The organism is Rudanella paleaurantiibacter, assembly GCF_009184635.1.
Lineage (GTDB): Bacteria > Bacteroidota > Bacteroidia > Cytophagales > Spirosomataceae > Rudanella > Rudanella paleaurantiibacter.
In genome coordinates, this window is record NZ_WELI01000013.1 from 133,535 (window position 1) to 159,715 (window position 26,181).

At 50.9% G+C, this 26,181-nt stretch carries 9 protein-coding genes; 5 read left to right on the forward strand and 4 right to left on the reverse strand.

The genetic code is table 11. The annotated features are described in order from the left end of the window. Positions 1-167: 167 nt before the first annotated feature. Positions 168-12,998 carry an SdrD B-like domain-containing protein gene (locus tag F5984_RS23550; protein WP_185155628.1) on the reverse strand — a complete coding sequence of 4,277 codons (12,831 nt, stop codon included), beginning with the start codon at positions 12,996-12,998 and terminating at the stop codon, positions 168-170. A 394-nt stretch (positions 12,999-13,392) separates the two neighbouring features. Here F5984_RS23550 and F5984_RS23555 point away from each other — a divergent pair, with 394 nt between their 5' ends. Both F5984_RS23555 and F5984_RS23560 read left to right on the forward strand, forming a co-directional pair. Beyond that, complete coding sequence (locus tag F5984_RS23555) at positions 13,393-14,115, forward strand: LytR/AlgR family response regulator transcription factor (RefSeq protein WP_152126673.1); 723 nt, start codon at positions 13,393-13,395, stop codon at positions 14,113-14,115. Further along, positions 14,112-16,127, forward strand: a complete 2,016-nt coding sequence (locus F5984_RS23560) for a sensor histidine kinase (RefSeq protein ID WP_152126674.1) — start codon at positions 14,112-14,114, stop codon at positions 16,125-16,127. Before F5984_RS23555 ends, F5984_RS23560 begins: the two co-directional genes overlap by 4 nt. Positions 16,128-16,844: 717 nt before the next feature. On the opposite strand, the gene F5984_RS23565 is transcribed toward F5984_RS23560, so the two are convergent. After that, entirely contained in the window at positions 16,845-17,048 is a 204-nt protein-coding gene (locus tag F5984_RS23565; RefSeq protein ID WP_152126675.1) for a hypothetical protein, read from the reverse strand. A gap of 895 nt (positions 17,049-17,943) precedes the next feature. Here F5984_RS23565 and F5984_RS23570 point away from each other — a divergent pair. Beyond that, positions 17,944-18,327, forward strand: coding sequence for a helix-turn-helix domain-containing protein (locus F5984_RS23570; RefSeq protein WP_152126676.1), 384 nt, complete (start codon positions 17,944-17,946; stop codon positions 18,325-18,327). Positions 18,328-20,418: 2,091 nt separating this feature from the next. On the opposite strand, the gene F5984_RS23575 is transcribed toward F5984_RS23570, so the two are convergent. Together F5984_RS23575 and F5984_RS23580 are read right to left on the reverse strand one after the other, a co-directional pair. Beyond that, complete coding sequence (locus tag F5984_RS23575) at positions 20,419-20,904, reverse strand: DUF3408 domain-containing protein (RefSeq protein WP_152126677.1); 486 nt, start codon at positions 20,902-20,904, stop codon at positions 20,419-20,421. A gap of 1 nt (position 20,905) precedes the next feature. Continuing rightward, positions 20,906-21,601 carry a ParA family protein gene (locus tag F5984_RS23580; protein WP_152126678.1) on the reverse strand — a complete coding sequence of 232 codons (696 nt, stop codon included), beginning with the start codon at positions 21,599-21,601 and terminating at the stop codon, positions 20,906-20,908. A gap of 1,107 nt (positions 21,602-22,708) precedes the next feature. Between F5984_RS23580 and F5984_RS23585 the strand changes: the two genes are divergently transcribed. Next, positions 22,709-23,182, forward strand: a complete 474-nt coding sequence (locus tag F5984_RS23585; RefSeq protein WP_152126679.1) for a hypothetical protein — start codon at positions 22,709-22,711, stop codon at positions 23,180-23,182. Positions 23,183-23,192: 10 nt separating this feature from the next. Beyond that, positions 23,193-26,075: a relaxase/mobilization nuclease domain-containing protein gene (locus tag F5984_RS23590; RefSeq protein ID WP_152126680.1), complete on the forward strand. Its 2,883-nt coding sequence runs from the start codon at positions 23,193-23,195 to the stop codon at positions 26,073-26,075. The last annotated feature ends 106 nt before the right edge of the window (positions 26,076-26,181 follow it).

The window sequence follows — 26,181 nt, forward strand, 5'->3', positions numbered from 1 at the left end:
CCTGCACAGAGGGGCTTTGCAACGAAATGGAGAACGTGTTGGGGATTGAAGAAGATATAGAGTCGAGTCAACTTTGTATCGACCAAGTAAATGATTGAAACCAGAACCTGACCCGATGCATCGGTGATTCGAGCAGGTTCTGGTCAACTTTCAAAGTTAGCTATGTCCTAGCGCTTTACTTTTCGTACGGTTATGGGAACACATAACCCTGCCGGACAGCTACAGTTATCAACCAATGCCAGGGACAGATCTCTTGGACACGATGCCTCCCCATTGATCAGCAACCATACGCGAACGGTGTAGTTACCCGGTAAAAGGCCTGTTCCGACCACACCATTCATCGGAACCGCTGCGGCCGCCGTTAACGCCTCGCTTGCACTAAACGAAGTTCCGCGAGACACCTGATACACGTACGGATCAGTTCCCAAATTCGCCAGACGAATCTCACCGTTACCCTGCGGGGTACTGCCTACGCACGAGGGTTGCTTCACCAACGCCGTGTAAGAAGGGACTTCTGTCTCCTCGATAACCACCGGGCAACAAGACCCATTCGGGCATTGGCCGTTATCGACCTGCACATGGTATTCACCCAAAGCGGTAGCCGTGAAACTTTCCTGCCCACTGTCCGAAACTAACGTTGAGCTACTGGCTCCCGGGGCCGTCAGGTACCACTGGTATCGACTGAAACCAACCGGTGCAAGCAGACGCAGTGCAAACGGGAGCCCTTTGCACACCCGAATAGGTACACTCAGGCAAACCGAAACTTCCTGACCCGGAATACTCGCCGTATTGTAGAGAACACCTTCCGCTACCACACTCGCACTATAAGTCAGCGTAGCGGTTGCCCCTGCCGGAATGCTTGTCAGCAGCCATTGGCCTCCGTTTATCCCGGTAGTAAATGTTCCCGAAGCCGTGAACGCAGAGCCCGGAACAAGCGACAGGCCGGCCGAGAACGTATCACTTACCACAATACTTGTGGCGGAAGTGCCACCGCTGTTGGTTAGCGTAATCGTGAACGAAACCACCTCACCTATTTTCGAACGGGTTTTACTTGCCACTTTCTGGAGAAGTACATTCGGTTGAACATCAGTGATTCCCACCACAACCACACTGGCTGAACTCACACAGCCAACTCCACTCACGCACGTCACTGAATAAGTAGCACTGCCCAGAGTTGGCGTCACGACCACCAGAGACTTTCCACTGTCTCCCATTCCGGTTGACCAGTTCAACGTACCACTCGTACAGCCGGATGCAACCAGACTCACCGAACTGCCCACAGGTACCGTTTCACCAGGGATAGCCGCCACCGTTACACTGGAGGCACTCACTGCCGAAACACTCCCTACCGCAATTAGCTGCCCTTTATTATCCGTACAAGTCACCGTGTAACTGGCCGTTTGGCCAGCCACGGAGATACTGCTCGTCTGCACGTTGGTGCTCCATAGGAGATTGCCCTGCGAACAGCCCGTCGCCGTCAATACGGCCGGACTACCCTGACAAACCAAGGCATTGCTCACCTGTAGGTTGTCCTCACCTCCCGGCGTCGTATTGAACGAAATGACCGCGTTAGCCGTACACCCCGTACCCATTGTACAGGTAGCGGCATAGACTGTGGTGGTATTGGTGGGCACCGGTACGGTAATACTGGCGGTATTGGTGGCTCCGGTCGACCAGTTGATACGTCCGCCCACACAGCCGGTGGCGGTCAACAGGGCCGTACTCGTCGTCGTCAGCCAGCGACGGGTAATGCCCAGTGTAGGCGTCGGAGATATGGTCAGCGTGCCGCTGGCTACGTTTGAACAGCCCTGAGCTGATACGCCCGTTACCGAGTAAATTCCTGCCACCGAGACCGAAATTGCGGCCGTTGTTGCACCATTGCTCCAGCGGAAGGTGCTCGCTCCACTTGCGTTCAGGGTAGCTACCCCGCCCGCACAGATGCTTGCTGAGGTGGCCGACACACTCGGTAATGAATTGATCGTCAGAGTCCGAACTATCTGATCTGCCACACAACTGCCCGACCCATCGGGATCGGCACTCATCAGGGTCAAGGTCACGCTGCCCGCCGTGGCATCCGCCAGCGATGGAGTATAGGTAATCAGTTGTACCCCATTGTTTACCAGCACGTTCTGGCTAAAGATACCCGTGCCGCTGCTAGTGAGGGTAGCTGAAGTGGCCCCCGCCACGCCCGCCGTGAAGCTAACCGGCGTGGTGGCGCAAGTTTGCAGGGTTGTGGGTACAAACGTCAGGCTCACCGGCGTCTGGCAGGCACAGTTCACCACCACTGACTCGGTGACTGAACAACTACTGCCCTGGGTCCGTACCACGATCACGGCCGTGACGGTCGTGGGTGCACTCAACGTAAAACTGTTGTTCGTCTGGAAAGCGCCCCCATTGAGACTGTATTCCAGCACTCCTGCACCCGTGTTAATCGCATCTACCGTCAGGCTGGCCACATTGCCCACGCAGGCCGTGCTTTGCCGAATACCGTTGATCTGCGGTTGCCCATTGACTACGACTGTACCGCTGGACACTGCTGAGCAGCCCGCTGTTGTAGTGCCTGTCACCGAGTAAACCGTCGTTGCTGTCGGAGCGACAACCAGCAACGGCCCAGTGACACCGCTGCTCCACCTGTAAGTTGAAGCTCCGCCGACCGTCAGCGTCGCCGTTTGACCCGCACAGATCGTCGCCGATGTCACCGTCAACACAGGCAGCGGATTGACGGTTATCGAAGTGCTGGCCGTATGATTACAGCCGGCTGACGAGGTGGCCGTAACCGAGTAGGACCCCGCTACGCTCACTGAAATAGTGGCTGTGGTTTCGTTGGTATTCCAGCGATAGGTTGTACCGGCCCCACCCGAGGCTGCCAGGGTGGTAGATTGGCCGGTGCAAATGCTTAAGTTACCTGTTATGCTGACGGTAACGGCGGGGCTTACTGTCACCGTGCCTGAAGCCGTATGGGTACAACCTGCATTGGTCGTTCCTGTTACTGAATAGACGGTGGTTTGCGTAGGACTCACCACGTACTGATTCCCTGTCTGGATACTGCCCGCTGAGATAAAGCTATAGCTGCTGGCACCACTCGCTGCCAGCGTAGCTGTTTGACCCGCGCAAATCGTGGCGGAAGTAAGCGAGACCGTTGGAAGGGGGTTGATCGTTAGTACCCGGCTTTGAGTCGCTACAGAACATAACCCAACCCCATCCGGATCATTGGAGATGATGGTCAGCGTGACGCTACCCGCCGACACGTCGGCTGCCGAGGGTGTGTACGTTGGCGTAACCGAGCCCATCACTACCGCATTACTGAAGATACCCGTGCCGCTACTGGTGAGGGTAGCTGAAGTGGCCCCCGCTACACCCGCCGTGAAGGAGACGGGCGAGCCTGCACAGGTTTGAAGGGTGGTGGGCAGCAAACTCACCGTGGCCGGGGTTTGACAGGCGCAGTTCACCGGAATCGACTGGCTGACCGTGCAACTGGTCCCAACCGTGCGAACGACCACCGTCACGGTTGTGGGCGCAGGAGCCGTCAGGGTGAAGGTATTGGCTGGCGTAAAGGCTCCGCCATTGAAGCTGTATTCGAGCGATCCACTGGTAGCAGACGCACTAACGCTGACGCTGGCGGTGTTGCCTACACAGATGCCCGCCGACATGCTGTTGATAACGGGCTGGCCATTGACCGTCACCGTGGCTGTTGTCCAGCCAACACATCCGTTAACGGAACAACTCACGCTGTAGGTCGTGGTGGTGGTGGGTGAAACCGTGATAGACTGGGAGGTGGCGTTGTTGGCACTGGCCGACCACTGTACCGCCCCGGCGCAGTTTTGCACGGTCAGTACGGCTGGTTGACCCGCACAAATCGTTTGTGAGACGACCGTAGGTACGGGCAGGGCTGTTACGGTCACGCTGACCGTTGTTGTTGTCAGACAAACAGGCGAACTACTCACGGTGAGGGTGAACGTGTTCGTGCCGGTAGTCAGGTTGGTAGCTGTAACGGTGGCCGAGCTGGTGCCGGTTAGCGTTACGCCTTGTGGAGCCGCCCACGAGTAGGTATAACTACCGGCTGGGCTGACGTTGGCATAAGCGGTCACGCTGTTATCCTGGCAGAGCGTGGTGGCATTGGCCAGAACCGTGACCGAAGGCGGTACGCAGGTACTCTTGACGATACCGAAATCATACGTATGGTTGGTTTCGCCCGGCCCCCCGGTGGTGAGCCTGATGCAGGGGCTGCTGATGCCACCCACCACATCGACTTTCGCATCGTTGTTGATCTGGGTCAGGCCCGTGTTAACCGTGCCGATCTCGCCCGGCGTGAGGGGCGAAACATCGGTCAGGGCCAGAGCCTGGCTCGAAACCACCGTGCTGGTTCCCAAACTGCTAATGACCAGCGCATAGGTTGTATTGTAAGTGAGGGCCGTCGTGGTGACGGCCGAAGTCGATGTCCCGGCTACTACTGTACCCGACTGAAAGTAGTACTCCCCGGCGGCATTGGTCGTAGCACTGGCCAGAATCGTGGTTTTAGCCGCATCGTAGAGCCGTACCACCGCACTGGGAATAGCCGGCTCACAAGGGTCCTGAATACCGTTGGCGTTGTCGTCGCGCCAGACGCGATTACCGATCTGAATCGGAGCCAGATCGCAGAGCACCTCCAGATCACCCAGGCCATTGGCCTTATTTTGGGTTCCTCCTGTTGTACCGCTATAGAGAGTAATTCCATTTTGTTTGGCCCCGGTCGTGTTATTAAAGCCCGTTAGACCACCACTGTTATAAGCGAGCGGATCACCTACAGACATACGAATTTCCCCGGAGCCGGGCTTGAAGGCAATTCCACCGACACTAATTTCATGATGTCCAAGGAAATTATCGATATAAAACTCCCCTCCGCCAATACCATCTCCGTTGTTTTGTCCCGACGTGGTTGGTTTTGGGCTGCTGGAGCCTTCTTTCCCATTATATTCGAGTTCATAAGAACTACCATTGAAATAAGCCCGCAACAGATCACCTCCAACTACCCCACCTTCCACGCGCCCGTTGCTGGGAGTATAGTCCGGTGCATATTGACCAATATTTGCTCCTGTTTGGTGTTGAAACCGGTCGAAGAAACCCATAATCAGGCTACTATCCGCATCAAAGACGATGTCCGACATCGTTGGCTGAACATATAGAAAACCGCCAGAACAACCAATGCCATTAGGGTAAATACTCGTCCACGGATGCCATTGAAAAAGATCAAGATTACTACAACCATCATAGCTTGGGCCATGGGTATAGGTAAGAGGAAAGCTCAGTATGGGGGTTGGATTATAGCTCCCTGCCACCGGATCAAATTCCAGCACACTCGCCTGCAAATCGGCCCGGCTTTGTGAATGGCTGGCATCACAAACCGCCCCCACGTACACCTTGCCGTTATGCACCGCCAGCGCGAAAGGGCGGGTCTCGCCCGTCGGGGTGCCATTGAGCGTGGTCAGCTCAAAGCCCGACACCATCGCCTGCCCTCCGCCCGTATTAGCGGTGATGGCAATGGTCAGCACGCCATCGGTAACGGTGGTGGTAAACGAGCGGATAATGCCCACGTTGATCTGATTGCCTGCCGCGGCATACACATCGAAGCCCGATAAGACGGTTGTACTTTCCAGAGCCACGCTTGTGTTGCGGCCATTCGATGTGGCGTTGGTGGCCATATGCAGTTTAACCCCAAAGGTGCCGTTGCCCACTGGAAAACTGTAGGTCATCGTCGAACCGGCGTTTACGAACGCCGAGTTGGTATACAGAGCCGCATCGCCAGTACCCGCTGTCACACTGTTGGGGTTCGTAATGGTTTGGTTATAATTGCCCGAACTGCCATAGATGTCGAATAGATACCCTTTCTGCCATTGCTTGCCATCGTTAGCGGTAAAGGTAGCGTTGTTAGAACCCGCCGAGAAATAACCCGTAGAGGGAGTCGTAGAACAGAGTTCTGGTACAGGATATTTACCCGTCAGGGTTTTGCTGGCAATGTCGATGGCCAACAGTTGTTTGTTGGTCAAGTCCATCACATAGAGTGTTTTCTCATCTTCGCTGATGTCGATGTCACCCAGGCCAATGCCTGCCACCAGGCTAAACGACTGGGCGTCCAGGCTGGGCGTTCCTGCATTGGTTAGCCCCCGCTGGGCATCGGTGGCAAACTGCCAGTTCCCGGCAACACCCGCCAACGAGGACACATTGAGCCAGGGTGTGATGGTGGCACTGGCGCTGGTCGGATTGGTCATATCCAGTATATAGATCTGGCCTAAATTCCCATCCTTGAGGCCCACATGCCGCTTGAGAAAAGCAGCTGTGTAGAGTTTTTTAGCGGTTTTGGCATAGGCTACTCCCCAGGTCGAACCAATCTGAGTCCGCATGGCCAGGTGGTAGATGCTGCCCGACAGGTCGTAATTGACACCTACCAGCACATCGTCGAAGGCGGTGGTGTTAGGCGTCACGGCTCCGTCGAGGTAACAGGGCGTCACCAGCATCGGATTGGTCTGGCAAAAATCAGCGGGCTGATTGATCCCTAAGCTGGTGGTACAGGAACCGGGCTGGGTGAACTGAACGGTCGTGCCGTTGTTAAGGCCTCGGTAGGTGGGTTCGTAGCCCGCTGGCAGATTGCTAAACTCCACCCGGTAGGTTGTGCCCGCCGTTAGCCCCGTAAAGCTATAGGCTCCATTGAGGTCTGTCTGCATTTGTGCCACCTGAGTACTTTGATTAGTAGCATCGCAGCGAAACAGCGTGACCGTAATACCCGACATATTCGGGTCGTTGGCATCTGCCGTACCATCACTGTCGAAATCGCGATACACTTTCCCGCCCAGGCTGGTAGCGCTGGCCGTACAGGAGGTACACGGCACGGGCGTTACGGTAAAACTGGCCTCATCGGAGACACAACTGGCCAGGGTTAGCCGCACCCGATAGGTGGTCGTTGCGCTGATGGCGGGCGTTGTGTACGGGTTCGTGGAGCCTACCACGGCCGTTCCGCTTCCGGCGTACCACTGATAGGTAGCGCCATTGAAGGCATTGGCGGATAGCGTGGCTGTGCTGCCCGTACAGACCTGGGTTGGTCCGCCAATTACGGTATTAGGGCGGGGCTTAAGCGTGATGATCAGACTGGCCTGGGGTGGCTGACAGGCACTCGTGGTGGGCGACACCAGTACCGCATAGACGAACAGGCCCATGTTGGCTCCTGTAAGATTGTCGGGCAGTTGGACATTGCTGAACGTTAGGGTTTTGGTACCTGTTGCCGTGCTGGAAGCTACGGAGGTGACAAAGGCGGGCGTAATCGTGGTTGAGTAGGGGTCGGTGGCTGTGGTGAACGCCAAGAGTTTGATACCGGCGGGGGCGGTGGCATTGGTCGATACCGTAAAGGTAGCTGTACCATTGCCGCAATACTGGGTATTGGCCGCTGGCGAGTTGAAGGCCACCGTGACAATAGGGTCAATTTGCAGCGTCACGAATGCCGTGGCGGCACAAGAAGTACTCAGTCCATTCTGACCCATGATGGCGTAATAACGAACCCCGCCCGTGGCCGTTGGTAGCTGAGCCGTTGTGGGGCTAAAGGTTAGGCTGGTAGCTCCGCTAATAGCGGTGAACGAACTGCCGCTGGCATCGGTAAAGTACCATTGCAACCCACTCGTCACCGTGTTGCTGATGATCGTTGCTGAAAGCGGTAAGCTAAAGCTGCCGCCCTGACAAATCGTTTGGGATTTACTAACGGCTATCTCAGGTTTGGCACACTCGGGAATGGTAATACCGAAGTCGTAGGTATGGTTGTTGCTGCCGGGTTCACCGGTGGTCACCCCAATGCAGGGCTTGCCATTGACTAGTATCGCATCGTTGTTGACTTGTGAGCTACCCGAGTTGGCCGTACCGCTTTCGCTGGGTGTGACCGGCGACACATTGGTCAGCGATAAACCCGTTACAACCGTACTGGTGCCCAGGCTGGTGAGGACGACGGCATAACCCGTGTTGTAAGTCAAGGCTGTGGTTGCTACCGATGAGGTTGAATTACCAACCGTAATCGTCGTACTTGAGAAATAGTATTCTCCGGCGGCACTGGTGGTTACTGAAGCATAGGCAGTTGTTTTGGTGGCATCGTATAGCGTGACCACCGCGCCCGGAATGGGTGGCTCGCAGGGGTCCTGAATACCGTTGGCGTTGTCGTCGCGCCAGACGCGATTACCGATCTGAATCGGGGCCAGATCGCAGAGCACCTCCAGATCGCCCAGGCTCGTGCCTTTGGCAAAGTTACCCGTAGCATTATCCATGTTAGGATAAACTTCATACGTCCGGTTCTTTGCTCCAGTGCGGTTGTTAAGCCAGTAAACGCCCCCATCCCGTACAGTTTCTACGTCATATCCATTTGTAGCAACCTCATTCCGACCCGGCAACAAGGCCAGCCCCCCCTGGGTAGCTTCCTGAGCAAGGTCAGCTGCGACATCTCCAGCGTAAAATTCACCCCCGGTGGGACCCTGATTATTGGCGGCATTATTTGGACAGTTGGGACTTCCTGGCTGATGAAACACGCCATTGACATAACATGCCCTGAGAATATCGCCACCGCTTGCACTGTAGATCAGATTTGTTCCGGTTGGCGGATAATTGGCATTCCCTATCTGATGCGTAAATCGATCAAAATACCCCAGAATCATCGAACCATCCACGTCGAATTCAATGTCCGATAAGACAGGTTCCTCGTAACTAAATATATATATACACGTTCCCGGCATGACAGGAAGCCAGGGGTGCCATTTATTCCCATTGCAGCTAGCCCCGGATGTAGCTCCTTTGGCATAGTTAAGCGGCAATGTCAGCACGGGAGTAAACGTGGTTGAGCCATTATCGACTAATTCATAGACCGTACTGCTCAAATGTGCAAAGTCCTGCGATACTTCGGCTGGACAGGTAGTACCCACATACACTTTACCGTTGTGATACTTTAGGGCAAACGGATACGAGCGGTCGGCTAATTGGTTTCCGGTGGCCGACCAGATTTTAATGCCACTCAAGTATGCATTACTTCCTGCATTCCCTGCAGCGACAATATCCAGCAGACCATTGGTCACAATTGCGTTGCTCACCAGCACGGACTGTCTCGAATTAGCTGTGGCCGTAAAACTCTGGGTAGTGCCCGCAACGGTGAAGTTCTGATTCACAGACACTTGAGTGCCGACATATAATTGGATATTATACGTGCCATTAGGTAGTGGAATCCGATAGCTAAAACTGGTCCCTGAACGCGCCTGCGCGTAGGGCACACCCGACTGACCGGTCGTTGTCGGTGAACCGCCAACATAGAAATTATCGCCGACGAAGCCTCCGTTTACCCGGCTGAAATTGGTTCCCCCAGCCTGCACATACAGCGTATCGAAGGCATTGCTACAGGCATTTGGGAGGTTGAAGGTAGTCATACCTCCGGCTGAACCGTCGGCGTTAATGGCGATTTTGTGCAACTGATTCTGCTTCGGATTCACTACCCAAAGAGCCGAATTGTCATCTGAGATGTCAAGATCGCCTAAACCCACCTTGCCTACCAATGGGAAAGAGGTGGGGTCGTTATTGGGCTGGCTGGTGGCTCCTAAGCCCCGGCTGGCATCGTTGCCAATCGTACCCAGATCCAGGTTGTAGGGAGCAGCCGTCAGGTCAGCCCATACAGTATTGATCGAGGTGGTAGAGGTCGGATTGGACGTTTGCCAAATCAGTCCCAGGTCGCCTTTCCCATCATTATTGATGTCGCGCAGTCCCACATGCCTTTTTAGGAAGGTAGCCGTGTAGAGTTGCTTTGTCTGTCGGCCATAAGCCACGCCCCATACCGAGGCTACTTCAGAGGCATGGGCTAATTCAGTCGGTTTGGGTGTTATACCTGTGTTATTATAATCAAACTTGACCAGCGCATCCGCATTGGAATTTGAAGCGCCATTCAGGTAACACGGAATGACCATAAAGGGATTGGTCTGGCAGTAGTCAATCGGTTGATTAATGCCTAAACTGGTGGTACAGCTTCCCGGCTGGGTAAACTGAACCGTCGTGCCGTTGTTGGTGCCCCGGTAGGTGGGTTTGTAGCCAGCGGGCAGGTTGCTGAACTCCACCCGGTAGGTAGTGCCAGCGGTCAGCCCCGTAAAGCTATAAGCCCCATTGAGATCGGATTGCATCGTGGCTACTTGCGAACTCTGGTTCGTGGCATCGCACCGGAACAACGTAACCGTAATGCCCGACATAGTCAGGTCGTTGGCATCTGCCGTACCATCACTGTCGAAATCGCGGTACACTTTTCCGCCCAGGCTGGTAGCACTGGCCGTGCAGGGCGTACACGGCACGGGCGTTACGGTGATGCTGGCATCGTCTGACACGCAACCATCGAGAGTGAGTCGTACCCGGTAAGTTGTGGTAGCGTTGATGGCAGTGGTGGTGTAGGGGTTATTGCCGCTGACTAAGACAGTGCCACTTTCAACAAACCACTGGTAGCTAGCTCTTCCGTTGTAGGTATCGGCCAAAAGAGTGGCGGTGCTGCCTGTACAGACTTGCTGAGGGCCGCCAATAACGGTATTAGGGCGGGGCTTAAGCGTAATGGTCAGACTGCTAACGGGTTTGCAGAGTCCGTCTGCCGAAACCAGTATAGCATACACAAACAGGCTCGTATTGGTGCCACTCAGATTGTCCGGCAACTGAACGTTGCTGAAGGTAAGCGTTTTAGTGCCCAAGACGGTACTGGAAGCCACGGAGGTGACAAAGGCGGGGGTAATCGTGGTTGAATAGGGATCCACAGCTACCGGATAAGCCACCAGCCGAATCCCGTCAGGAGACAGGGCATTGGTGGAGACGGTAAACGTAGCTGTCCCTTTGCCGCAGTACTGGGTGTTGGCTCCTGGCGAGGTAAATGTTATGGTTGGGCACACGTACACACCGGCATCAAACGTATGGTCGTTCTGCCCGGTAACACCCAACGTTACGTTGGCCACTGCCGTAGTTGAGCCCACCGCACTGGGTGCAAAATCGCTGTCTATGGCATCACTTGTTCCCTGGTCGGCGGCCGTCAGCGAGAAGCTGGCAAGAGCTGTCTGTGTCTGAGCGATTCGCAACTGAACGGAAGTCCCTGGAGTCAGGGCCGTTAAATTGTAAATCGCTGAGGTTGTATTGGTGCCCGAAGCCGATGAGAAATAGTATCCTCCATTGGTATTTGTCGTGGCAGAGGCAATCAGCGTGTTGCTTTTATACAACGTGACCACCACATTCGGAATGCCGGGTTCGTTGGGGTCCTGAATCCCATCGCGGTCATAATCCTGCCAGATGCGATTACCAATTTCGATGGGTGCTACATCACAGAGAGCCTCCAGGTCGCCTAAGCCCGTGGCTTTGCCAAAAAAAGGATTTTCACCACTAAAAACTTGGAAGTTACCGGTTTGCGTACCCGTCGTGTTGCTTAATTTGATAATTCCACCCGTACGAACCACGGTGGGGTCCATGGCAATCGTAACAACTTCTCCTTTTCCTTTGACGAGTGCAAGGCCGCCCTGGGCCGTTTCGTAGTGGTCGGTCGAATAAAACTCGCCACTATAAAACTCCAGGGGTGTACCCGTTGTGGTGTAATTCAGCGGTTCAATAGTCCAGGTAGTACCCGATACGGTTGCCCGTAAAATATCTCCGCCTGAAATGTTATTCTCCTGTAGGTTATTGGACGAGTTGCCCGTTGGTTGATAGTTAATGGCTCCAATCTGATGCGACGTGCGGTCAATGAAGCCCAAAATCATACTCCCATCGGTATCGAAGACCATATCGGAAAGGAGTGGTGTCGGATGTGAACTCCAATCGGCTGCCGTAACAGGTGCCCCACTCAACGTCGTTGTATTGTAGGTGCTAACCCAGGGATGCCAGTAGCGAGATTGTTCCTGTGCAGTGAGGAAAGTAGTGTTCCAGGCTTGTGTTCGTCGATAATTCAGGTTGAATTGCAGAACAGGCGTAGTGGAGAAGGTGTTGGTGGCCCCGTCCATTTCGTATACGAACGCTTTCAGATCATCCCGGCTGTTGGAGATGGAAGCATCACAGGTAACTCCCACATAGAGATTCCCATTCCGGTAGGCCAGCCCAAAGGGCCGGAAATCCCCACCCGTACAGCCGGGATCAGGTACGGCCACACTGGTGACAATCGTCTGCGTATCGATATTGATAATGTAGATTCTCTTGTCGTTCAGATTGGTTACGTATAAGTATTGTTCATCCTCCGAAATATCCAGGTCACCCAGACCGATGGCTCCCACTAAAGAGAAGGCGGTCGGGTCAGCATTTAGGGCCGAAGGGGCACCTAACCCCCGATTGGCGTTACTGGCAATAGTACCGGCATTGGGAACGGTAATGAATACAGACGCATTGGTTGAAGTTGCATTGGGGTCTGAGATGTAAATAGCGCCTAACCCTCCAGGGCCTACACCCACGTGACGTTTTAAAAAGGCTGCCGTGTAGATTCGCTTCCGTGTTTTACTATAAGCAACCCCCCAGGCCGAGCCAATCTGGGATTTATTGGCTACGGTTTTTTTGTTAGTTGTCGTTGTGCCAGAATCGGTATAGTTCCAACTGACCATCGCATCGACGGGTGCTGTGGTGTTATTATCCCCATTGATGTAACAGGTGGTTACGAGCCTGGGATTAGCCTGGCAATAGTCGTTGGGCAGATTAACTCCAAAATTGATGGATGCGGCTGCGGCCCCCGCTGTGACAAACTGGACCGACGTACCATTGCCTGCCGAATTGCTCGAAAATGGTCCGCTATAATCACCCGTTGGGAATCCCGTGAATTCGAGTCGAACGGATGTGCCGGACGGGATAGTAGCGGCTGCAAAACTGTACGATCCGGCTGTTGTGCTAATCGCCGACGTCAATGTTGCGTTGAAGTAAGCCGTGACCGTAACGCCGGAAACCCCTCCTTCGCCGGCGTCCTTAATGCCGTTTCCGTTGTAGTCCCGGAACACGGTTCCAGATACCTGCGCGTTAGCCATAAAGGAATAACTAATGCCCAGTATCAGCCATAGGGTGCATGACCAAAGGTTAACGTGAGGAAAGCGTTGGGATAGAGTACACAAATGAGCCATATTATTTTGGTCTGCGGAGAGGTCGCACGCAGGCTCATTGGCCTTAATCAATCTTATGCCCAAAAAATATCTCTATCCAATGATTAGGGAATAAAGCGACGGCTTGAGTACATAACTTGTCGTTTTAATAGCACCAAATATGCTTTTTACATTGTTACATAAGTTCTATTATATCCAAAATAGGGGCATTCGGCATTTCATTTGCTCCGTATAAATGAATGCATATAATTGCTAAGTATATAATTGCTAATTTTCGGCTTAACAGTATACCGGCTTCCTCTTATACTCTCGGACCAAACGTATGATAAACTACTCCTACCTGATAGTCGATGACTCACCATCAGACGCAACCATACTCCAACGGCAATTAGCCCAAATCACCACCCTTAAACAGGTTACTACCTGTGGCTCCATTGAGGAAGCTCTGGCATTTTTGCTCACGCAACCCTGCCACCTACTTTTTTTGGACATTAAGTTGTCAGGGCAGTCAGGCATTGAGTGGTTACGGGAGTCTCCTAATCGACCGCCCGTTATTATCACGACTAATTACCCGGAATACGCTCTTGATTGTTACGACCTCGACGTCGTCGATTTCTTAGTTAAACCGTACACGACAGACCGACTGGCGCGGTCTATACATCGTGCTTTAGCACGCCCTACGGCCGAACGGACCATCCAGTCGCAGAGTATTTTTCTGTACGTGAACCGGAAACTACAGCGGTTCAATTTCAACGATATTACCCATCTGGAAGCCATTGGTGCCTACACCAAAATCCATACAGTCGATGGTACTTATTCGACCAGTGAATCGATCTCCATGGTTGAGGCTCGCCTGCCCCAGAGTCAGTTTCTGCGGATTCAGAAGTCGTTTTTGATTAATCTGGACAAATTAACCATGTTCGAGCATCGGGCCGTCTGGATTGGGTCGGTTAAATTATCGATTGGGCAACAGTACCGCGAAACATTTAGCCAGTTGTTGCGGGGTCGGTCGAAAAAAGGAAATCACAGCGAGATCGAGGGATGACACGGAATTGCTGGGTAATTCTAGGGATTATCCTGATCATCCATGTCTGTTGTCCGGCGTGGGTAGGTGCCCAACCAGCCGATTCACTAACGACCCGGCTGTTGGCTTATGCCGACTCCGCTAAACGGCTGCGAGACACGAATCGGGATACGGAAGCATTCGCGCTGCTTCGGGCAGCGCTGCATAACGCCAGGCATCAGTCATCGAAACGGGGGCTTGTGTCCCTGTATTTTCAGCTTGGTTTAAGCGAACGCAAACGAAATCAGTACGAAGCGGGTACGTTAGCCCTGCTCCAGGCCAACCGATTAGCACGCCAACTAAACGATACCGTGCAGCTCTTTCGGGTAGGGTATGCCCTGGGCATGGTCTATAACGATCAGGGGCTCTACACCGAATCGGCCCGCCACTGCCATGCCACGTTTGGGTATTGTACGCCCGCCTATCCGAAGAACGATTCGCTTCGGGTCTCGATTATGCTGGCTTCGATTTACCGAAATATGGGCAACAAAGCGCTCTACCAGCAATACCTGGATTTAGCGATCCATCTGGGCCGTCGTTCAAAAAATCTTCTTGAACAATTGTTTGCTGAATTCCAGCAGGGTACCCGGTGGGAAGAAGAGGGTAAGTATCAGGCGGCATTGAATACCCGACAGCATGCGATGCAACTGATTCGGAGGCTCCCCACTGCCGACCAGGCCGAGTACATGACCAACAACCTGACGGGTTTGGCCCGAATGTATCGAAAATTACGCCAGTGGCAACCCGCTGAAAATGCTCTGAAGGAAGCGTTGCAGTGGGAGCTTCGCTACAGATCAGTCGCGACACAGGCATTGGTTTACACGGAATTGGCTTATCTGCAAGCCGATCAGGGGCGACAGCAGGCGGCTCTTCAGACGGGTGCCCAGGCTCTGCTCCTGGCCCGGAAAACCAACCGGCCCGATTTAGTACAACCGGCTCTTGAGGGACTGCTTCAGCTACAAAAAAAATACGGTCGGTTTGAAGACGCGCTATCTACCACTCAGGAATTGCACAAATTGACCGATAGTCTGGCTACCGTTGCCAAAATGAAAGCGGTTGCTCAGGTAGAAGCCCGGTATAAGGTGGCGGCTAAGGAGGGGACTATACAACTCCTGAGGCAGGAGGCCCGTATTAAGCAGTTAGAGGCCGAAACCCGGCAGCGCGAATTAGCTACCGTGCGACGGCAACAATATGGGTTTATTGGGTTGACAATCGTTCTGCTGACTGGGTTGGGAGTAATTGGTTATCTGTTCTTTCGCACCCGCCGGCTCCAGCGGCAAGCCGAAGAACAGGGTCAGCTTCTGGCGATGCAAGCGGATGAGCTACAGCAAATTAACGCTACGAAAGATCGACTCTTTGCGATTATCGGTCATGATCTTCGTTCACCGGTAACAAATCTTCAATTTGCTCTGGGTGAACTTGCGCTATACGCTACCCATACGCCCGCTCAGGCATCGTTGATGGGGCAGGTAAGTGATCAGATTGGTCACCTGGGTCGGCTGATCAACAACTTGTTGTATTGGTCGCTCGCTCAACAGGGTATGCTCCGCGACCGGATGGAGTGGCTTTGTCCTGACAGCCTGCTTTCGGATTGTCAGACCCTTTTTGCCGATCGAATCCAGCGCCGGAAACTGACTATAGCTACGGTTGAAACGGCTGATGAAATCTGGGCCGATGAAGTGCAGATGCAAATTATCATTCGAAATCTGTTCGATAATGCCACTAAGTTTTCCCCGGTTGGCAGCACAATCTTCGTCAACTGGGAACGAAGCGGTGCAACCTATTCGGTAACATTTATAAACACGGTAGACGAGTCACATTCAGCCGCAGCCGGGTCAAATTTGGGGTTGAATGTAGTCGATGAGTTAGTCAAGCGGCACAATGGATCGATGACGGCCCAAATACTGCCGGATAAGCAATGGCAAACGCGCATTGTCTGGCCGTTATTAAATGAGGAGTTGCTACGGAAGACCACTATTGTAGAAATGGCTTAACAAAATAGCCATTGAATTTCATTTGCTTAGCGTAAGGCTGTGCTTCTGTCTGCCCACTCTTATTTTCTGAGATACCCGTTCAGCGTTTCTTTAGGCGAATGCTGGTAGCTTTCCTATCAAGAGGGAATAGACCTCTCTTCTATTGTAATATGCCATTAAAAGTGGCGATAAAACTCAAAAGTGTACCGGTAAGTACCACTAAAAGTGCATAAGTCAACTCTCGATTTGTTAACCTGTCCTGCTTGGCGGCAGGACACCTATTTACCAGATAGATATGAGCTGCGGATCGTAGGGGCCGATAATAGGGGGCGGTCCCTTTACCATCGGCTTTCCGGCCGCTGCGGTGAGTTCCCTGCTGGATTGTGATACAAAGATGCGCCCATTTTGAGGGGGGGGGTAATTTTAATTATCTGTCAATGTTTTTTTCTGCAAAAGCAATTTGTTTTTAAAAGCGTGTCTAACGTTTTATAGTTGGCCTGTCAGTATGAGCATAATTAGACAAAAAGCTAACCAATGAATACCCAGCCAGTTCTGAACTTTGGTCTCAAAGCGAATCAGTAGTGTCTTGAATCCATCCAGCCAGGCATGACTCCGCTCCTTCAGCCTACGCCGACGATACAGCTCCTCATCGAAGTACACATACTCATCGCCCCCAGACCCACGGCGAGGATTGGGGCGGATGTTTGCCTGGATGTCTTGTTGAAATCAGACCGTCCGTCACTGACTCGAAGCAAAGCCCGCGTCAGCCTTCAAAAACAGTCCACCCACTCGCAGGCTCACTACTTGAGGTTGTGCACAGAGGTCGCCAAACTGCTCCTCAATGGCAAACAAGTCATTGTGCTGCCCGGCTTTGGGCCTACTACAGGCTAAGGGAATACCCTGATTGTCATTTACAGAGAGAATATTCGTAGTCTTAGCCATCATGCGTCCCTGATAGCCCGTAACCTCTCCCCCATTCTTAGCCGATATTTGGGATGACCTCAACCTTTCAGATAACATTCGTCCAGCCTATCCAGGAATAGGACTGGGCACTATTTTACGTGCACTATTCTTCCCTCTAAAGGGTTTGAGCATGCCATAACTATGGTTCCGTTAACTACGACAAGATCCTCGTAAAAGTACACGTTGACAGTATTTTTATTGGCAGTTTATACTGTAAATAAATGACTACATGTACACCTACCCTGTTATTGAGTTGTTGTATATTTTATTTTATTGTATGCTCAGTAGTAGGCTTTATGACAATCTAAAATATAAATTATTGAAATAGCGATAAATATATTAGTCCATCCATGATCTAAAATTAATTTAGGGAAAATATTCATTCGTTACAGTCTGATATGACAGTAAAATATTCTAAATTATTAATAATTCTTTTATCGAATTAGCATTAGTTTACTCGGCAGGATGTCTCTAGCTATTGTTATAGTTTGACGCATATTTGATTTTAAAAATCAATAATTATAAATTAAAAAATCTACAAATTAGATCGAGAATGAAAGAAGATTCACTTCTATAAAATTGTATATTTCTAAGTTTGTGTAACCTTTCATCAGCCATTTCTTTTATATCTAATTTTTGGTTGTAAACCAGCGCGCATAGCCTGACAAGGATTTTGTCGTAGTTAGGATAGAGATTCGTAATACTTGCATTAAAGCTCTTAAGTGTCTAAATGTCAGATATATAAAGGTGAATTGGGTACAAATTGAAAATCGGGTTTAAGGGATGATAAAATCCGTTAATCTAAATTTTATATCAAGTTCACAGTTGGATTTTAGAAAACGCTAAATTGCATTGACGATAATTTTGAAAACTAATGGTACAAAAAATAGACTTGGGTGAAGTCGAAAATTTAAAAGATAAAATCGGACAACGCTTTGAAATATTAAGACGCGATCTTAACCTTTCACAAGCTGAATTAGCCGAGGAGATGGGAACGACTCAAAACCTGATTTTTCGACTTGAGAACGGGCTTAAGGTATCACAGACATCGCTTTTCTCTGCTTTTCTCTACTTCTATAAAAACAAACAGTTAAATCCTGAGTGGTTATTTTCGCCCGAAAATGAATATGTGCCCCAATATCACGATGAGAAACTCTTGAATATACAACATAATATAGCCAAAAGCAGGAAGAAGCTTGACTTGATAAATGATTTAATCCGCCAATTCAAGGATAATGACCTGATGCCTGATTTGTAAACAGCCACCGGATTTAGACCTTGCCGAAGAGAGACCGGCCTGTGGAGCGATCACCTATTCTATTTACGAAGTATAGTAAATATGGATTCTACATCACTGGTTCTTTATAGATTACCGAGCGGCAGGCTTAAGTGAACCCTTCCCGGTCCTGGCTATCTTGTGCGCTAAAAGGGTTCACCAGACCTTCGACCTGGCCGTTAGTCCATTCCAAAGAGAACGCTTGCCTTTGGGTCGTACAGTCCTATTGCAGACTACATACAATTTGATGGCTTCCTAAGCCAGAGCCGCGCAGCCCTCTACCAGTCGTTCGTTGAGCTTGTCTACTTACTTAGCTTTCATCAGCGCCTTAAAAGACAAGGCTAACGTACGAACCTGTTTTGCATCGGACAGATGTTAAACAGACGTTGCATATACTCTTTAACGGGTTGAGTAGGTCATCTATTCGTAGGCCGCGCCAATCAGCCATTTACTTACCGGGTAGTCAACTCGACGTATAGTGAACTTCGTAGATTTTGCTTCGCGCAGAAAACAACTGACGACCCGGTGTAGGCTCTGAAAACTTCCTTTATAGCCTGGTGTCTGTAGTGCCTGGTGAAGCGTTTTAATATGCCGTTGACCCTCACTCCACCGTCGGCGGAGGTATTTCCTTACAGCGCAGTACAGGCCACCAGCGATGGAAGGTTTAGGGGGATAAGGGGGATAGCGCTCATATATGCCGCGAGAAGTCCAACTTAGTGGTGAATCAGCAGATACACTTGATGACCACCTGATACTCCTTGTCCTTTTAATAGATTTGTTGTGCTAATGCAGCAGGTAGCTCAACAGGCTGAAATTGCTCTTTGGCGCCTATTTCGCTAAGAGCCTGTTTCATAGTAGGACAGTAGGTTTCCACTACTTCGTTGTATGGCATCGCCAAAGTTCTCGAGTGAATACCGTTGATCGGCCCCTGAGGATCGACTTGGGCTGCGGGAAAGGCATAGGTACTGGCCAGATCCCAATTGATAATTTTGGCACCGGGGTGTTTGTTAAGTCATGTCTTCAGAGGGGGCTAGGGCGGGCAACAGGTCAATAGCCTACTTCTTTCCAGATCGACCAAGATGGTGCAATACCGCTCTCATTTTCTACACACCCAGTCGTCTACGCCCAGCAAACGTGGTATCGTAGCTATAGGTAACGTCTATATCCGCGCCTAGCGCAACAGCGTTAAACCGCTGAAGAGGAGTCCAAACAAACAGCCAACTAGACAGTCACACTGGTCACCAGCGACTAAACCTAACTGGCGTAGCTATCCTTGATTATTCGATAGCCACCGTGAGTAAGGTCGTATGTAGTGGTTGAAGTGATCGGTGAAGATACGCCGATCACAGGTCTGGTTATCACAAAAGAACTTACGCACTTGTAGCAACCAGAAAAAGGGTTGGCCAGCCACCGGTAGGTATGTTAACCACCGGTGATACCGCGAATGAAGGCGGGCACTGGTATGGCCGTATAGCGGACAATTAGCATAAACTGACATACTAGTAATGTAAGTCATGATACGTCGGTTTGCTGTTCAATGGCCTGACAAGTCAAAGAGCAGATAGGCGGAGTGAAATTGGCGAACACCCCACATAGCTACTCCGTTCACAAAATTGACGAAGAACAATCACAACTTACAGACCTTAATGGGTCAGGTACAGGCTCTTTCAGCCATTGTGCGTTGATCGCGGGAATGAATGTGAACACTGGCCTGTCCGCAATGTGGGCAGTGATTTTGAATTACCAAAGAGGTTAAAGTAATGACGAGCCGTAGGTCAAAGCAATCAACCTGCTGGATAGTCATTGTGGACAATGGGGATGCAAAGTCAGAGAACATCCCATAGAATTGGTTGATAACCAAAAGTGTGGGTGAAACTCTTTTATTGGCAATTAGCAATATCTCTCAACCAACAGATAAATTACTTTAGAAAGGCTAATAAAAACCATTTTTCATAAGCAGGATATGTCTATTATAGATGATTGACTAGCAGTTTGCTAAGCGCCATTGCAATTACTTGCATATGCAAGTAATTGCAATGGTTCGGTCGTGTTTGCAAGGGTAGTTTGTAAAAATTACAAATCTAGATCCGTTTCCGCGGCCTGAATATTTATGCGAACTATCGTTCGCATAATCTTTCTATGTGACTCAAAATGCGCTACTAATATGTTGTCCAGGATCTGCTGAAGGCTGGTATTTATCCCTTCACGCTCACAGTAAACCTTGATTGCATGTAATCGCTTGTGAGCGAGTGATGAAATCAATATGTGCTTTACTGTATTCTTTTGCTTGTTCGGAATAGCGTATATCCCAATATATTGATCAATCGAAGTAACGGAAGTAACATTCGTCTCCTTGTCGCCTTTGCCAGAAGACTTCTCTGTAATGACTTCCTGATGACCTTCGCTTTGAACAGATCCGATACTCGTAGCTGATGGGTCAACTTTTTCTTCTTTATTGACACCCAGCTTTGCGATAAACGAGTCCAAAGACGGGGACGAACCATCCCCAATGAGTGCATTTATGTCAGGGACGCCTATCCCATTCTTAGACTTTGCCATATTACCCCTTTATCGTTTCGTTTAAATGCTCTTCCAACTTGGCAAACTCCTCCATAAAACTTTCCACCATTCCTTCCGTCGAGGGGAACAACGTTGAGCTATCCCGCTTCATAAAAACCCGATCATACAGGATCGTCTTGAAACGGTACGCATAGTTCATCTTGTCCAGATAGTCACTGATCGACTCCATGAATACTGGCGATTCTCCTTTCTTGACCCGGTTATAAACCACCGCTAACGGTAATGACGGGTTCATTCGCTTGTGGAACGTTAGTGTTTCCACACCGGAAGCAAATACCTTAGCTTCCATCTCAAAGGGGACGATCAACAGATCAAGTAGCTCACTCAATCCCTCCACACCAGCCACGTTCAGCGTACCCGGCAGATCAACGAAAATGTAATCGGCCGTGCCACTTTCCTTCAACAGACGCAACAAGCCGACGGCTTGCATAACATTCGACGCAGCTATCTCATAGGGCTTTAGTCCTTGTGAGTTAAACTCCTGTGCCAACAGAGGTTCTTTACGTAATTTGTCGAGGTCGTTATGCCCCTGACGGTGAAGTGAGTGCTGAGGATCATCGCAATCTAACACCATCACTTTTTTACCACTTGCCCATAAATGAGTGGCCACCAACGCTGTAAGTGTTGTTTTCCCAACACCCCCCTTTTGGGAGCTGAAACACAGAATTTTTGTCATACCCGTTTTGATATATAAAAGCTATTAAAGAACGCTAATTTATATTGAAATGGACAGTACAAACCAATACAGCTATGGATTATTTATACCCCAAAATCTACATGGTTTTTTAACCTACTAATAATCAGCTTTCTAAATATACAAACAAACAAACTGAGCAAGCAACAAACCAACCAACTAAGCAACAAACAAACTGAGCAAGCAACAATCAAACTGAGTGAGCAACAAATAAACCAAGTGAGTGAGTGAGTGAGCAATTAAGTAATTGAGCAATTGGGGGTTTGAGTAATTGAGTAATTAAGCAATTGAGTAATTGAGCAATTGAGTAATTGAGCAATTAGAAGACCAGCTCTTTAACTCATTGTATATAAAAATGTTAAGGGTCAAATTTTTGTAAACGCATTTATAAAAGTTACATAATTTTTTGCCCATTTCCTACCCTAAATTTTCAATGACGAAAGCATCATGCTCAAACCAAATCCAAAAATTATGTACAACACTTTTTGTAATTCGACTTCCCATTTTTCACCCAAAATTCATCTAAAACATACCCTCAAACCACTACATTTTTTCGCCTTGAGTACCCCTTGCTCAATACCAATCCATAACATAAAACCCGCCTTTACATCGGCACGTCGAACCCATACTACTCTGCCTCATCAACAGGCACTACCAGGCAACCACCTGGACATAGGCCCGGATAAGCCCGACCCTATCAATGCACCAGCACCGATACAAAAACACCCCGGACTCGACTGAAATACTCCGAAAACAGCCAAAATAGCAATTGGCTGATTAACAGCACTTTATATAATTACACAGCTACGCTCGTTAGGCATAAAATCAGCCAGATCAGCCAGATTCCCACAATATGCATTTTCAATCGGTGCTTGCAAATACAAATCAGGATGCCTAACTTCACCCAGCCCAATGCCTTCTTTAACAGAAGGAGCAAGAGCAATTTTGTAAACAAACTTCCTGACCCTTCGCTTCGCTCGGTTCAGTCGTTCGTCTCCAAAATTGCTCTTGCTCTGCGAGGCCACACCCGACCCAGCCCTCCGCTAACGCATCCGGGCCTAAAACACGAAACCGTAAAAGCAAAAACAAATGGAAGAACACGAACTTGAGTTAGGGGAGAAGCCCCGTCCGAATTACCGCAAGAAAAGTGGGCCTAAGCCGAGAGAAGTCGGAAAGAATAGCGACTACGTTTTATCATTTCGAGTAACAGAAAGCGAACAAGAACAACTCATTCACGAGCACGAAATCGCGTCAGCACAGTCCAAAATTTCGTTTGCCAATTTTCTAAAAGGGAAGGTTATGCAGACGAATGGTGTACGCAAGACTCGCAAGAGAAACCAAAATCAAAACCAGTCCGATGCTCAGTTATCAGCAAGTATCATGACCTATCTGGGGCTTATAAATAGACACCTTCATACCCTATGCGAAAGCCTTGCAGAGATCAATCAAAAGGCAAATCATTTAGAAGTAGAATCATCGGAAACTCTTCGAAATAGCTTGAACAAACAACGTGCTGACCTTGATGCCTTGATAGCAAAAATTGAAGCGTGGTACCAAGATTAACTCCTAAAAGATGATCGTAAAATTAACAACCAGCATCAGTGTAAAGGGTACCGCTCGTTACAACGATCAGAAGGTAGACAACGGTGAAGCCTCCGTTCTGTTAACCAAAAATTTTGTCTCTGAAAAGCTGGCAGCAAGGGAAAGTTTTCGTTCGCATGTTTTAGAACTTTACGCCAGTTTCAATCCCCGTATCAGCAAACCGGGGGTTCATTTCGTACTCGCTTTCAGTCCACAGGAAACCGTCAGCGACGAGAAGCTATCCCAGATTGGGCAAGAGTTCATGGACAAGATGGGATTCGGTAAGCAGCCCTATGTTATCTATCGCCATCACGATACCGCCCATCCTCATGCCCATATTGTATCTGTACTTGTTGACGGAAACGGCAATAAGGTATCAGAAGACTTTATCAAGCATCGGTGCAACACCGCCCGCAAGGAGCTTGAGATAGCCCATAACCTCATCAAGGCCGAAGAGCAAAATCAAATCCTGACCATTTCCTCTACACTGCCCGAACACGCTATCCACTACGGCCAGCAGGAAACCAAGAAGGCCATCGGCAACGTCGTACAGACGGCCATGCGCGATTACAGTTTCTCCCGGCTCGAAGAGTTCAGCGCCTTCATCGGTGCCTATAACGTGCAAATGAACGTGCTGGGGCAGAAACTAGGAAGTACATGGAAAGGGATCACCTTCCAGCTCACTGACGAGGAGAAGACGCCCCTGAGTCCATCGGTCAAAGCCAGCTCCTACCATTTCGCGCCGACCCTTGACCGACTCGAAAACCGGTTTCGTAGCGGGAGCCAGAAGAAAGCCGCCAACCGGCCCGCCCTGCTCAAGCGGATCGAGCGTAGTATGCGCGACTTCCAGCACGTCTCCGAGGTCGACTTCAAAGCCGCCTTACGCGATGCCGGCATTCAGGTACTCGAACAGAACGATAGCTACGTTTACGTTGACCACCAGAAACGAGCCGTGTACAGCGAAAACGAGCTGGGGCCGATGTACACCTACCGGCACCTGCACCGGAACTTCGTGGAGGAAAGCGTAATCCGGGAAAGCCGTATCTATCCGCTGCAAACCCCTACCAACACACCGGTTCGGGCCCCGGCCCCGACACAGGCTCCGCAGCCTACGCTCTCTGTGGTTCCTCCCCCTGAGTCACCCGCCAGCAATGTACGCCCCCCAGCCCCGGTAAACCCACCCAACCCCACGACACCCGAAGAACGTCGACGGTTAGGAAAACTGGTTTCCGAATCCTACCAGGACTATAAAAAGGAAACGAACATCTTTTTTGAAAGCAGCCTGATTAACGCTTTCCCCTTCGAGCATCTCCGGGATCAACTGATCCGAAAGGGTCATTCGCCAGCCGTGGCCACCGGGGCCGTATCGGAATTTGAACGCTACAAGCGCGAACAGTTCCCCCAGATCATCAGCCGGGAAATAAGCTACTTTGAGCAACAGGCCGGGCAGTTTCTCAAACTGGCTATGGCTATGCCCATTCCCGCCGAGAGCCGGATCACCTTTCTGGAACGAATGGGGTTTGTCCTCACCGATACCGGAACCGAGGGAAAAGCTCTGACGCATCCCTCCTCATCGGTACACCGAATGCCCATTGCCCCGGCTGATTACGGCAAACTCGTCGCCCGTAGCGGGGCTCCGGTTCCCATACCGCAAACCTTTAGCCGGGAAGAGAAGGCCGCTCTGCTGGCCGCAGCCACCGGCAAATCCATCGAAGGGGTTTCGCCCTATACCGTGCGGGTAGTCATCCTGAAAAGCCTGCTGCCACCGGCCACCTTTGAAACGTTGAGTAAAGACCTCAATCGGGCCTACCTCCAGCAGTTGCCCGACCTGAGCGGATCGGCCGGTACAGGTGGTATCGTCGAAGCCCTCTACACCCGTGGCATCGTCCTCAACACGGCACCGGGAAGCCCGCCCACGGCTGGATTTTACAATACCCCCCCGAGTAGCTTCGTGGTCCTAAGCGAAACCCTCCAACGTCAGTTGGAACAGACCGCCCTGCCTGCCGATTATACTGACCGTATTCAAGCTCTGAACACGCCCGTAGGCCGGACGATGGTGCTCTATCAGCAAGCCCTCGACAGCAAGCGGGAGGACCGCCAGCGGCAACTCGAAAAACAGCTTGTCGAACGAGCCCCCGAATTGCAGGGACAGAACGGGGCCGTTCTGTTGCAAACCTTGTTCACAACCACAGTGGGCATCAAGCAGCCGCAACAACGCCCCATTGAGAAAAAGGAAGAACGCAGAAACGCCCGCAGCAACTACCTCCAAAGCTTACTCTGGAAAGACTACCCCGCAGCCCGGATGCAGAAAGGCTACTTCTACGAAAGCAGCCTGCTTCGTAACCCGGCCGACTTTCCCACCTCCCGGCTGGTCTCTTACCTGAACGCCCCCCCGCATTCGGTTGGCCGCGCCGAGGCCGAAGCCGTAGTCGCCAACTTCAAAGCCGGACGCCTGAAAGAGGCATTCGCCATTGAACAGAAAGACACCGAGCATTTTGCCAGAGGTGCCAAGAATATGCTCAACCTCTTGGCCGACGCACCCCTCCAACCCGCCGACCGGCTGGCATTGCTCAGGACAATGGGATACCCCCTTGAGCCGTCAGCCGAGGGAACCTTGCGGTTTACCTATCCGGGCGATTCATTTATCCGCTACTCGCCCAACGCCCATGAGCTGAAACGACTCCAGGCCGAGCCCGCCATAGGGCTACCAATCAAACTGCCGGGAAATGGACTACCAGCCGCCGAACGAACCCTCTATGAGAAACTCGCCAACGGTGAACCCATGATGCCCGTCAAAAACAGGGAAGTTGCGCCTACCTTTTATAATATGGACATCGAACGAGTCCGAGCCGTATTAGAGTGTGTGGACAATTAGGATAAACTTACCCAATCCTACGATCTTTGTGGCATGAGACGCTATGAGATCACCGAGCAGGAATGGACTAAAATCACCCCTCTTCTACCAGGACAGGCAGGCTCAG